The 11,664-nt window shown below is 67.4% G+C and carries 8 protein-coding genes and 1 pseudogene; 7 read left to right on the forward strand and 2 right to left on the reverse strand.

Annotated elements, in window-relative coordinates:
• Window positions 1–18: 18 nt before the first annotated feature.
• The 5 genes and pseudogenes from DTA15_RS08835 to DTA15_RS08860 all read left to right on the forward strand — a co-directional run bounded on the left by DTA15_RS08835 (window position 19) and on the right by DTA15_RS08860 (window position 7,146).
• On the forward strand, window positions 19–2,082 hold the full coding sequence (locus DTA15_RS08835; RefSeq protein WP_006486151.1) for a pyridoxamine 5'-phosphate oxidase family protein: 2,064 nt from the start codon (window positions 19–21) through the stop codon (window positions 2,080–2,082).
• A gap of 120 nt (window positions 2,083–2,202) precedes the next feature.
• Complete coding sequence (locus tag DTA15_RS08840) at window positions 2,203–2,406, forward strand: DUF2970 domain-containing protein (protein WP_006486164.1); 204 nt, start codon at window positions 2,203–2,205, stop codon at window positions 2,404–2,406.
• Between the two features lie 591 nt (window positions 2,407–2,997).
• Window positions 2,998–5,227, forward strand: a pseudogene (locus DTA15_RS08850) (TonB-dependent siderophore receptor).
• Between the two features lie 59 nt (window positions 5,228–5,286).
• Window positions 5,287–5,919 (forward strand): nicotinamide riboside transporter PnuC, encoded by a 633-nt coding sequence (pnuC, locus tag DTA15_RS08855; protein ID WP_006482766.1) that lies wholly within the window; start codon window positions 5,287–5,289, stop codon window positions 5,917–5,919.
• Between the two features lie 36 nt (window positions 5,920–5,955).
• The gene (locus tag DTA15_RS08860) at window positions 5,956–7,146 is read left to right on the forward strand and encodes a phosphotransferase enzyme family protein (protein ID WP_006482769.1); all 1,191 of its coding nucleotides are present in this window, start codon (window positions 5,956–5,958) and stop codon (window positions 7,144–7,146) included.
• Window positions 7,147–7,309: 163 nt separating this feature from the next.
• Here the strand turns inward: DTA15_RS08860 and DTA15_RS08865 are convergent, their stop codons facing one another.
• On the reverse strand, window positions 7,310–7,759 hold the full coding sequence (locus tag DTA15_RS08865) for an OmpA family protein (RefSeq protein WP_012493149.1): 450 nt from the start codon (window positions 7,757–7,759) through the stop codon (window positions 7,310–7,312).
• A gap of 15 nt (window positions 7,760–7,774) precedes the next feature.
• Window positions 7,775–8,491 carry a M35 family metalloendopeptidase gene (locus DTA15_RS08870; protein WP_012493150.1) on the reverse strand — a complete coding sequence of 239 codons (717 nt, stop codon included), beginning with the start codon at window positions 8,489–8,491 and terminating at the stop codon, window positions 7,775–7,777.
• A 301-nt stretch (window positions 8,492–8,792) separates the two neighbouring features.
• Between DTA15_RS08870 and DTA15_RS08875 the strand changes: the two genes are divergently transcribed.
• Together DTA15_RS08875 and DTA15_RS08880 are read left to right on the forward strand one after the other, a co-directional pair.
• Complete coding sequence (locus DTA15_RS08875; RefSeq protein ID WP_006482767.1) at window positions 8,793–10,103, forward strand: TolC family protein; 1,311 nt, start codon at window positions 8,793–8,795, stop codon at window positions 10,101–10,103.
• Between the two features lie 26 nt (window positions 10,104–10,129).
• Complete coding sequence (locus DTA15_RS08880) at window positions 10,130–11,599, forward strand: efflux RND transporter periplasmic adaptor subunit (RefSeq protein ID WP_012493151.1); 1,470 nt, start codon at window positions 10,130–10,132, stop codon at window positions 11,597–11,599.
• Window positions 11,600–11,664: the final 65 nt, after the last annotated feature.

Here is an 11,664-nt window from a genome sequence, read left to right on the forward strand (position 1 = left end):
CCTGTTCAGGAGAATGCGATGAATGCGCCGACCGCCGTCGTCCCGGGTTGGGAACTCGATACCGCGCCGTTTCATGCGGGCGAGCTTGCCGTGCAGCAGCGCGCAGGCGTGACGGACGCGGCGAGCGCGGCCGGCCGGCGCGGGATCCGGCGTTTCATGCCGGACCAGCACCGGACGTTTTTCGCGCAACTGCCGTTCTTCGTGCTCGGCGGCGTCGACGCGCACGGCCAGCCGTGGGCGACGCTGCGAGCCGGCGCGCCGGGGTTCGTCACGTCGCCGGACCCACGCACGCTGCGCATCGCGGCGCGTGCGCTGCCGGGCGATCCGCTGGCCGGCGCGTGGCACGTTGGCGCGCCGCTCGGCGGGCTCGGGATCGAATTCGATACGCGCCGCCGCAATCGCGTGAACGGCGTCGTGCGCGCGGTCGACGGCGATGCGCTGACGATCGCGGTCGAGCAGAGCTTCGGCAATTGCGCGAAGTACATCCAGGGCCGCAAGCCGACCTTCGTCGCGCGGGACGTCGACGCGTCCGTCGCGCCGGACGTGTCGGATGCGCTGGGCGACGCGGATCGCGCGCTGCTCGCGCAGGCCGATACGTTCTTCGTCGCGAGCGCGAACACGTCCGCGGGGGCGGGCGCGGCGCGCGGCGCGGACGTGTCGCATCGCGGCGGGATGCCGGGCTTCGTGCGCGTCGACGACGCGCGCACGCTGACGACGCCCGATTTCAGCGGCAACCGGTTCTTCAACACGCTCGGCAACCTGCAGCACGATCCGCGCGCGGGGTTGCTGTTCGTCGATTTCGACAGCGGCGATCTGCTGTATGTCGCCGCGCACGCGGAGATCGTGTGGGACGGGCCCGTCGTCGCGTCGTTCGACGGCGCGCAGCGCGTGGTGCGCTTTCATGTGCGGGAAGTGCGGCGCATGCGGGCGGTGCTGCCGTTCCGGTGGTCGGCGGTCGAGCGCGCGCCGCAGTTCGCGGCGATGGCGATGGCGTCGAGCGGGGCGGCGGCAACGGCCGGGGAGGTACCGTCCGCGGCCGCGCCGGCATCGGCGCCCGCATGGCGGTCGCTGCGGATCGCGAAGATCGTCGACGAAGCGCGTGCGATCCGGTCGTTCCATTTCGAGCCGGCGGACGGCGGCGCATTGCCTGCGTACGAAGCCGGCCAGCATCTGACGTTGCGCATCGCGCTGCCCGACAGCGACGCGCCAGCGATTCGCAGCTACACGCTGTCCGATGCGCCGGGCGGCGCGCATTACCGGATCACCGTGAAGCGCGAAGGGCGCGTATCGGCATGGCTGCACGATCACGCACAGGCCGGCATGACGCTCGACGCGCAGATGCCGCGCGGCCGCTTCACATTCGATGTCGCGAGTCCGCGGCCGGCCGTGCTCGTGTCGGCCGGCATCGGCATCACGCCGATGGTCGCGATGCTGCGCCGGGCACTGGCCGATGGCACGCCGTCGCGCCGCGTCGTGTTCGTGCATGGCGCACGCGAAGCGGCCGACCGGCCGTTCGCGGCGGAACTGGCGCGCAGCGCGGCCGCCGATGCACGCGTGTCGCTTCACTGGTTCGACAGTCATCCTCACGAAGGCTCGGCCGCGCGGGGCGGCCGGATCGACATCGGGCAACTGAAGCGGGTGTTGTCGTTCGACGACTACGACTTCTACCTGTGCGGGCCGTCGGCGTTCATGCGCGACCTGTACGACGGGCTGCGCGCGCTGAACGTGCCGGACGAACGCATCCGCTTCGAGGCGTTCGGGCCGTCGAGCGTGTCGCGCAGTGCGACCCGCGCGGCTGCCGAGCCCGCGGCGGCAAGCGTGCCGGTCATGTTCCGGCGCACGGGGCGCGAAGCTGCGTGGACGCCCGCCGACGGCACGCTGCTCGAATTCGCGGAAGGGCAGCGCGTGGCCGTGCCGGCCGAATGCCGCTCGGGTTCGTGCGGCACGTGCGCGACGCGCGTGCTGTCCGGCGCGATCGACTACGCGCAAACGCCCGATGCGCCGGTCGAACCTGGCTGCGCGCTGCTGTGCGTCGCACGGCCCGCGCAAGGCGCGACGGCGCCGCTCGTGCTGGATCGCTGACGCACCTGCGACATGCGGCCGCGGAGAGCCTGCTGCGCAAAAAGCGCGCGCAACTGCTTCTTTTTTCGGATGCCGTCCGGATCGACGATAGCGTCAACCGATTCGATAAAGGAGCCCATCATGAAACTGCTCGGCATGGTCCGCCTGGTCCTGTGGAGTTTCTTCGGCGTGCGCAACAGCAAGGCGCACGCGACCGACCTCGCGAACGCCAACTTCACGCTGCTGCCGTTCGTGGCGATCCTGCTTGCGCTGCTGGTCGGCGCGGTGATTTACGGCGTCGTGCATCTGGTCGTCGATCCGACCGTGACGATGCAGGGTTTCTGAGCGAGCGGCCAGTGAGCCGGTAGCGGGCCGCCATTGCCGCTCCGGTTCGAGGTCGCCTGATCGGCGCACGATGGCGTCGATGTCAGTGGCCGGCACGGCACCACCGGCATCGCGACCACATCGCCACCGTCGTCGCACCGCCCGAACCGCCTGTCCCTGTTCCCGCCTTCCCCGTTTCCCGTTCCGCCCGATTCCGCGGCCCTTTGCCGCGCCCGGGGTAAAATGCGCGCCACGCCGCGATGTCGCGCGCCGGGCAGGCCGCCGTTCCGATGAACGGCCGGCGTGAGTGTCCGCCGCCCGCACCGGGGCGTTCGAAGCGTCCCCCGCATGACACGACCGCGCGAGGCAGCCGGCCGGCCGACAGGCATCCGACGAACCCGTCGGCCGCTGCGTCGGTTCCCGGCGCGTCATCCGAATCCGATGTCCCATCCTGCGTTGTTCCGACCGGTCGGCCCGCCTGCGTGCCGCAAGGTCCGGTTCGTCTGATGAATATCGTGTCGACGCACGTGTCCGGCGGCATTCGTGGGCGCACGCTTCGCAGCTTCGTAACGGGTTTCGACAGGTCGAGTGGCGAGTTTTCCATCCAGAACAATGACGGTGAATAGAACAACAGCGGCGCCCGCACGGCGGCGGCGCGCGAAGGTCGGGCTCGGTGTCGGTCTCGGCGTCACGCTTTTCGCGGCGCAGGCGGCCGCGGCCCAGGGCGACACGCCCGCGCCGGGCGCCGACGCGGCGGGCAGCGCGACGCTGCCCGCGATCACGGTGAGCGGCGAGCGCGGCCACCCGCTGCGCGCGCGAAGCGTCGGTCGCGGGGCTCGACGACGCGCCGCTGCGCGACACGCCGGCGTCGGTGAACGTGATCACGCGCGCGCTGATCGACGACCAGCAGGCAAAGCGGCTGAGCGACGTCGTACGCAACGATGCGTCGGTCGTCAACGACTATGCGCCGGTTGGCTATTTCGAAGGTTTCGCGATCCGCGGTTTTCCGGTCGATCTCGCGAGCGCGATCCGGATCGACGGGCTGACGGTGTCCGGCGAGCAGAACGTGCCGCTCGAGAACAAGGAGCGCGTCGAGATCCTGAAGGGCCTCGCGGGCATCGACAGCGGCGTCGTCGCGCCGGGCGGCGTGATCAACTTCGTGACCAAGCGCTCCGCGAACGTGGCGAGCGTGACGGGCGGCGTCGACAGCCGCGGCTCGACGTCGGCGGCCGTCGATCTCGGCCGGCGCTTCGGCCCCGACCATCAGTTCGGGTTCCGGATCAATGCGGCGAAGGAGAACATGCACTCCTATATCGACGGCACGAACGGGCGACGCACGTTCGGCTCGATCGCCGCCGACTGGGACATCAGCCCGCGCGCGAGCCTGCAGCTCAATGCCGAATTCCAGCAATGGATCCAGCGTTCCGCGCCCGGTTACCAGTTGCTCGGCGGCACCGTCGTGCCGTCGGTCAAGACGACGTCGAAGGCGCTCGGCACGCAGCCGTGGGCGAAGCCGGTGACGACCGATGCGCTGAACCTGAATGCGCGTTTCGACTACCAGTTCAACGACGACTGGAAGGCCTATATCGCCGCGGGCCGCAGCCGCACGATGATCGACGACAACAGCGCGTTCGCGTACGGCTGTTCGTATGCGGCAAGCTGCGCGGCCGGCGCGACGTCGCCGTTCTTCTTCGGCGCGAACGGCGACTACGACGTGTACGACTTCCGCAGCCCCGGCGAATACCGGCGCAACGACGATCTGCGCGCGGTCACGACCGGCAAGTTCGCGACGGGGCCGCTGCGGCACGAGCTGACGCTCGGCGTGAGCGTGCAGCGCCGCGTCGTGCACATGGCCGACGCCGTGTACGACTACGTCGGCAGCGAGAACGTCTACGGGCCCGACCTGACCTTTTCGCCGTCGCCGAATTCGCCCGGGCCGTCGTACCCGCGCCTCGACGCGTGGCAGTACGGCGTGTTCGGGCTCGATCGCATCAGCATCGGCGAACACTGGCAGGTGCTCGCGGGCGGCAAGGAAGTGCTGCTGCGGCAGCGCAGCTGGAGCAGCCTCGACGGCGAGACGACGCATACCGACCGGTCGGTGTTCCTGCCGCAGGTCGCGCTCGTCTACAAGCCGGTGAACGTGCTGTCGCTGTATGCGTCGTACAGCAAGGCGCTGTCGCTCGGCGATCAGGCGCCGGTGCGCGCGACCAACGCGTATGCGTTCCTGCCGCCCGTCGAATCGCACCAGTTCGAGGTCGGCGCGAAATACGACTGGCTCGACCGGCTCAGCCTCACGGCCGCCGTGTTCTCGATCAGCAAGCCGTTCCAGTTCGCCGACCCCGACGCGTCGGGCACCTCCTACACGTTCGTGCAGCGCGGTACGCAGCGGCACCAGGGGATCGAACTCGGCGCGGCCGGGCGCGTGACCGAGCGCTTGGGGCTGACGGCCAGCGTCGCGGCGATTCGCGCCCGCGCGGTCGATTCGGGCTCGCCCGCCTACGAAGGGCACCAGATCATCAACGTGCCCGCGCTGCGCGCGTCGCTGTATGCGGACTACGCGGTGCCGGGCGTCGCGGGCCTGAACGTGCTCGGCGGCGTGGAATACAGCGCGGCGCGCAACGCGAACGAGGAAGGCACCGCGCGCGTGCCGTCGTGGTTCGTGTTCAATCTCGGCGCGCGTTATACGACGAAGATCGGCGGCCATCGCACGGTGTTGCGCGTGTCGGTGGACAATCTGTTCAACAAGTTCTACTGGCGCGACGCAGGCGAGCAGCAGGGCGATGCGTACCTGTTCCCGGGTGCGCCGCGCACCGCGCGCGTATCGTTGACCTATGATTTCTGACCGACCGGCATCGGCCGCGTGACGCGCGGCCCCGGCAGCCCACCAGGAGAGCACAGACGATGTCCCCACTCGAAATCGCCGGCGTGATCGTCAGCGCGCTCGCGATCTGGCTGACCGCGAAGCGGCGCATGCTGTGCTGGCCGGTCGGCCTCGCGTCGGTCGCGCTGTACGGCTGGATCTTCTTCGACGCGAAGCTGTACTCGGACATGCTGCTGCAGGGTGCGTTCGCGGTGCTGCAGGTGTACGGCTGGCAGCGCTGGCTCGCGCAGCGCGCGAGCGAGGCCGACGGCGAGGCGGCGCCAGCCGGCGATGTCGCGCCCGTCACCGGCGTACGGCCGCTCAGGATGCTGCCCGACCTGGTCGCGGCGGTCATCGGCAGCGCGTTGCTCGGCGGGATGATGGCGCGCTGGACCGATGCGGCGCTGCCGTTCGTCGATGCGTCGCTGACCGCGTTCAGCCTCGTCGCGCAATACTGGACCGCGCGGCGCTACATCGCGTCGTGGGGGCTGTGGATCGTCGTGAACGTCGTCTATGTCGGGATGTTCGTGTTCAAGGAGCTGTATCTGACGGCCGGACTCTATGCGCTGTTCATCGGGCTGGCGGTGGTCGGCTGGCGCGACTGGAGCCGCACGGCCGCCGCATTGCGGGCAGCCGCGGGCGGCCCGTGCGCATCGGGCGGCGGCGCCCGCTGATTCACGCACGGATTCAACTACGGAGCAACGTCGGTCATGTCATTCCCCCTCGAGCCGGACGGCCCCCTGTCGCGTGACGTCGCACCGCCGCAATTCGGCGTGGACGGCGAGCAGGCCGAACGCGACTGGCCGCTGATGACGCACGGCGAGGTGGCGGCCGTGCTCGCGCGGATCGACGGCGCGGGCGAGCCGGTGCGGCTGACGTGGCACAGCCCACGGCAGTTCGCGGCAGCGGTGCTGGTGCGGATGGCGGACGGGCGCGGGTTGTTCGTCAAGCGTCATCACGCGAGCCTGCGCGATGTCGCGGGGCTGGAGGAAGAGCATCGCTTCATCGCGCATCTGCGCGAGCGCGGGATGCCGGTGGTGGACGTGCTGGCCGATCGCAATGGTGCGACCGCGTTCGCGTCCGGCGAATGGACATACGAGGTGCATGTTCTCGCGCCCGGCGTCGATCCGTATCGCGGCGTGATGTCGTGGCAGCCGTTCACGCATCCTTCGCATGCATATGCGGCCGGCCGCGCGCTGGCCGAACTGCATCGCGCGTCGGCCGGCTACGATGCGCCCGCACGGCCCGTGCGCACGCTGCTGTCGAGTTTTCGCGTGCTGTCGTCCGCCGATCTGGCGGGCGCGCTCGAACGCTGGGTCGACGCGCAGCCGTTGCTGGTGCGCGCGCTGGGCGCGCGCGACTGGCGTGGCGACGTGGCCGATGCGATCGGCCCGTATCACGCGCGCCTCGTGCCGCTGCTGCCCGCGTTGCCGCCGCTGTGGACGCACGGCGACTGGCATGCGTCGAACCTGCTGTGGACCGATGCGGGGCCCGGCGCGCAGGTGCGCACCGTGCTCGATTTCGGCCTGTCGGACCGCACCTGCGCGGTGATGGACCTCGCGCTCGCGATCGAGCGCAATACGGTCGACTGGATGGCGCCGGCCGATGCGCGACGCGTGGAATACGACCAGATCGACGCGCTGCTCGATGGCTACGAATCGCTCGAACCGCTGAGCGACGACGCGTATGCGGCGCTGGTCGCGTTGTTGCCGATCGTGCATACGGAGTTCGCGCTGTCGGAAGTCGCGTATTTCGGCTGCATCATCGACGCGCCGGCGATCGTCGACATCGCGTACGACGGCTACCTGATCGGGCATGCGCGCTGGTTCGGCGAACGCGACGGGCGGCAACTGCTCGACTGGCTTGTGCGGCGACGGCGGGGGAAGCAAGGGCGCGTTTGATTCTCGAGAGTGCACGGATAGCTTCCCGGGTTCGCTGATTGACATATCGCTCGAATCGAACATCAAACGCTCGTCCGGATGGGTTCGATGGACCGTTACACGCGAGCGTTGGAGGTACACGGGTCAACGCGAGCGCGGGGGCAGTGAATGAGCCGACTTCATGTCAATGGCCGGTACAGCAGTTGTCAAGGCAGCCGGGGCTCACTTGAATGGTGACTTCACGTGTTTCCGACGTCGATCCGGCTGTACTGCTGGCGGGGTAAATTTGCGTTTTTATCTGAAGCGGTGCGTTTGTCAGACCGTCGTCTATGACGACTTTCGCCGTCGCGGAAGCCCGTTTCGTTGCAAGTCGTACCGGATTGGCCTCAATCTTGGAAGCGCTCCCAATTATAGTGATCCAGTTTTGTATTGGATAATCGGAGTTCATTGCTGAAATCCATTGTCCAATTCGTATTTGCTCGGATTCTGAGATCTCGTGGCTGTTGTGGGGGAAGGCTACGAAAAATTGCCGTGATGGCAGATTTTGTGACTCCTGACATTCCGCCGCAGAGCTTGCCGGGAAAAGGAACGGCGTTGCGATAGTTGCGATTAGTGACGCAATAAAAATTCTCATGATGAATTCGGCTCCTTACTCTGCAAATAATTCTTTGCCGTAAATCACGAATCCTGTGAGTGTATCCGCGTTCCTCAATGCCTGGTCGGGATTGGCCCTTGCCCATGCGGCCGCCGTGGGATCGAGCCCGTAACGAGGGTCGCCGCTACCGAAGGTATCGACGAAGTGAGTGACTTCGTGAATGACCGTGGATAGGCTGGAATCTCCGAACATATTCTGATCGCGTAAGCCGGTACAAAATTTCATCGCAATACTGATAAGCCTGCGTTCCGTGTTGGGCCCGCAAACGTGCGCGGCTTCATTGTCGATATCGACCATGTTCGGAACACAACCTAACATTCTATCGAGATTCGGATCACTTCGAACGAAATGGTGTGGTGTTAGCGTTTTGAGAATGGAGAGATGTCGTGAGAAGCCGTCGAGAAGGTATTGTCGTGTATTTTCATCGCATCGATTGAACCAATAGATCATTCTGTCCTTGGTTGTTTTGTCATATCGCTTCAGATCGGTGATCCTGCGTTCAACCAGAATTATGGACCATTTAAGTAGTCGCGATGCCGTAATTCTAAATTGTCGATTGGTCATGTTGGGGCAGATGGGTGTTGTGTTGATGTAAACGTCAACCATCGATCCCGGGTTTGTGTTGGTGACGGCTCCGGAGTGAACGAGAAACCATTCTTTGTCTTCGTTAGCGTCAAAGTCGTACTTGTTGTGATCGAAGAGGTTTTTCATTGATTCAAAGTCTCGATTCGTAGGTTTTCAAGCGGGTAGCACGACCTTGAGGTCATAGAACAGCATGGTTTTGTTCGTGTTGCCGGGGCCTTGAACAGTCATCTTTTCGAGCGAATACGTCTATAGAACTAATTCTAAATTTCGAAAGATATTTTTTTGCTGACGTGACCGTCCGAGCAAATATGCACGTCGATTCGGCGAGTACATCGCACCAAACATGACGGAAATATCATCTTCGCCTCATGTTCGCACTGCGGCTGGTCCGTAGCATCGGTCGCAAACCGTTACCGCAGAACCGAACATGCTCAAGCCCTACCTCGCCGTGGCCATCGTTTTCGCGATGGCCGCGACGGCTCATGCGCAGCCATCGCTGTCGCCGGGGCCGGCCCCGGCTGCCGCCGCCGCCGCGCCGATCGGCGCACCGCCGTCCGATGCGCTTCCTGCGTCGTCGTTGACGTTGTCCGACGCGCTCGCGGTTGCGGCCCGGAACAATCCGGCGCTGCGCGGCGCACGCGCGGATGTCGATGCATCGGCCGGCGCGCTGATGCAGGCCGGCGCGCGGCCGAACCCCGAAGTGTCGTTCCTGCAGGAAGGCTTTAGTCGCGCCGAACGCACGTCCACCGCGCTGATCAACCAGACCATCGAGCTGGGCGGCAAGCGCCGCGCGCGGCTCGACGTCGCGTCATACGGCCGGGAGGCGGCCAGCGCGTCGCTCGATGACCAGGGCGCCGCCGTGCGCGCCGACGTGATCGCCGCGTTCTACGGGCTGCTCGCCGCCCAGCGCCAGCTTCAGGTGACCGAGGAGTCGGCCGCGATCGCCGCGCGTTCGGCGGACCTCGCGGGGCGCCGCGCGCAGGCCGGCAAGGTGTCGCCGGTCGAGGCGACCAAGGCGCAGGTCGCGGCGGCCGGCGTGGAGATCGAAGTCGTGACCGCGCGCGGCCGTGTCGAGGTCGCGCGCGAGAAACTGAACGCGGTGATGGGCGAGGCGCGCAACGACCGGCTCGCGGTGCTCGGCGACCTGGAAACCGTGCCGCCGGTCGAGCCGTTGTCCGCGCTGACCGCGCAACTCGACGATGCGCCGCTCGCGCGGGTCGCGCGCGCCGAGATGCTGCGCTCGAACGCGGCCATATCGCTCGAACGCGCGCGGCGCATTCCGGACGTGACGGTCAGCGCCGGCGTGAAGCGCGTGACCACCGGCGGCGTGCTGGACAACCAGGCGGTGGTCGGCGTGTCGATCCCGATTCCGCTGTTCAACACGAACAAGGGCGCGCTGCTCGAGGCGACGCACAAGGCCGAGCGCGCGAATGCCGATCTCGATCGCGAACGCACCCGCCTGCGGCTGGAGTTGACGCAGGCATACGCGAATTTCGAGGCGGCCGAGCAGGAAGCGCAGCGGCTGAAGTCCGACATCCTGCCGGCCGCGCGCCTCGCGCTCGATGCGATGTCGCGCGGCTACGAACTCGGGAAGTTCAGCTTCCTCGACGTGCTCGACGCCCAGCGCACGCTGTTCCAGGGGCAGTCGCAATACGTGCGCGCGCTCGCCGGCGCCCATGCGGCTCGCGCCGATATCGGCCGCCTCGTCGGCACGCCGCTCGCGGCCGTCGCGCGATAAGCGCCCCTCCTACCTGAAGGATCATCATGTCACGCAGCAGAATCTTCGTTATTGCGGCGGCCGTGCTCGGCGGCGCAGGGATCGTGATCGGCGCGCTCGCCGTCACGCGGGGCGGCGGCGGCGCATCGGCGCCGACCGCCGCCGAAGTCGCGCAGCCGGCCGACGGCGTCGGCGCGCGCGGCGGTGTCGTACTCAAGCGCGGCAAGCTGTCCGTCGAGATCGTGATGACGGAAAAGCCCGGCGACGCGCGGCTTGTCGTCTATCCGTTCGTCGACGGCAAGCCGGTGGACAAGGGTGTGACCGTGTCCGGCACGCTGGTGCGCTACGACCGCACGCACGAACCGTTGCGGTTCGACGCGGCCGGCCCGAAGTTCGTGTCCGCGCAGTCGATCGCGAAGCCGCACGTGTTCGATGCGACGATCGACGTGAAGGCCGGCAACGACGCCGCGTCGTTCCCGTTCGCGCGCGCCGACGGCGCGATCGCGCTGACCGACGCGCAACTGGCGACGTCGAAGATCGCGCTCGCGAAAGCCGGCCCCGCGCAGATCGCGACGCCGTTCCAGCTTCCCGGCGAAATCAGATTCAACGAGGATCGCACCGCGCACGTGGTGCCGCGCGTGGCCGGCATCGTCGAGCAGGTATCGGTATCGCTCGGGCAGAACGTCGCGAAGGGGCAGGTGCTCGCGGTGATCGCGAGCACCGATCTGGCCGACCGCCGCAGCGAGTTGCTGACGGCCGAGCGCCGGCTGTCGGGGGCGCGCGCAACCTACGAGCGCGAACGCACGCTGTGGCAGGAACGCATTTCGGCCGAGCAGGATTATCAGCAGGCGCAGGTGCAGTTGCGCGAGGCCGAGATCGCCGTGCAGAACGCGCGGCAGAAGCTCGCCGCGCTGAATGCACCGGTCGGCGCGGGCGCGCTGAACCGGTATGAACTGCGCGCGCCGTTCGCGGGCACGATCGTCGAGAAGCATGCGACGCCCGGCGAGGCGATTGCCGCGGACGCGAGCATGTTCGTGATTTCCGATCTGTCGACCGTATGGGCCGAGATGGCGGTGCCCGCGCAGCGGCTCAACGACGTGCGCGTCGGTCGCGACGCAACGGTGATCGCGACCGCGTTCGAATCGCGCTCGAGCGGCCCGATCGCGTACGTGGGTTCGCTGCTCGGCGAGCAGACGCGCACCGCGCCGGCGCGCGTCGTGCTGCCGAACCCCGACCGCGTGTGGCGGCCGGGGATGTTCGTGAACGTGTCGGTCGACGCGGGCAAGCAGGGTGTGCCGCTCGCGGTCGCGAGCGACGCGCTGCAGGACGTCGACGGCGCGCCGTCGGTATTCGTGCGCTCGCCGAAGGGCTTCGTCGCGCAGGCCGTCGAAACAGGGCGGCGCGACGAACGCGCGACCGAAGTGCTGAAGGGGATCAAGCCCGGCCAGGAATACGCGGCATCGAACAGCTTCGTGCTGAAGGCGGAACTCGGCAAGGGGAGCGCGGAACATGAATGAGCAGCAATACGCGTGCGTCGTGGCGCGACTGGCGGCCCGCTATGCGGCCCGCTTTCCGGTCCGCC

It is taken from the genome of Burkholderia cenocepacia, assembly GCF_900446215.1.
Taxonomy (GTDB): Bacteria; Pseudomonadota; Gammaproteobacteria; order Burkholderiales; family Burkholderiaceae; genus Burkholderia; species Burkholderia cenocepacia.

Coding starts and splice junctions, on each gene's coding strand:
- pnuC (WP_006482766.1), top strand. CDS start 5,287: ATGTCCCCACTCGAAATCGCCGGCGTGATCGTCAGCGCGCTCGCGATC.
- DTA15_RS08835 (WP_006486151.1), top strand. CDS start 19: ATGAATGCGCCGACCGCCGTCGTCCCGGGTTGGGAACTCGATACCGCG.
- DTA15_RS08840 (WP_006486164.1), top strand. CDS start 2,203: ATGAAACTGCTCGGCATGGTCCGCCTGGTCCTGTGGAGTTTCTTCGGC.
- DTA15_RS08880 (WP_012493151.1), top strand. CDS start 10,130: ATGTCACGCAGCAGAATCTTCGTTATTGCGGCGGCCGTGCTCGGCGGC.
- DTA15_RS08875 (WP_006482767.1), top strand. CDS start 8,793: ATGCTCAAGCCCTACCTCGCCGTGGCCATCGTTTTCGCGATGGCCGCG.
- DTA15_RS08860 (WP_006482769.1), top strand. CDS start 5,956: ATGTCATTCCCCCTCGAGCCGGACGGCCCCCTGTCGCGTGACGTCGCA.
- DTA15_RS08865 (WP_012493149.1), bottom strand. CDS start 7,759: ATGAGAATTTTTATTGCGTCACTAATCGCAACTATCGCAACGCCGTTC.
- DTA15_RS08870 (WP_012493150.1), bottom strand. CDS start 8,491: ATGAAAAACCTCTTCGATCACAACAAGTACGACTTTGACGCTAACGAA.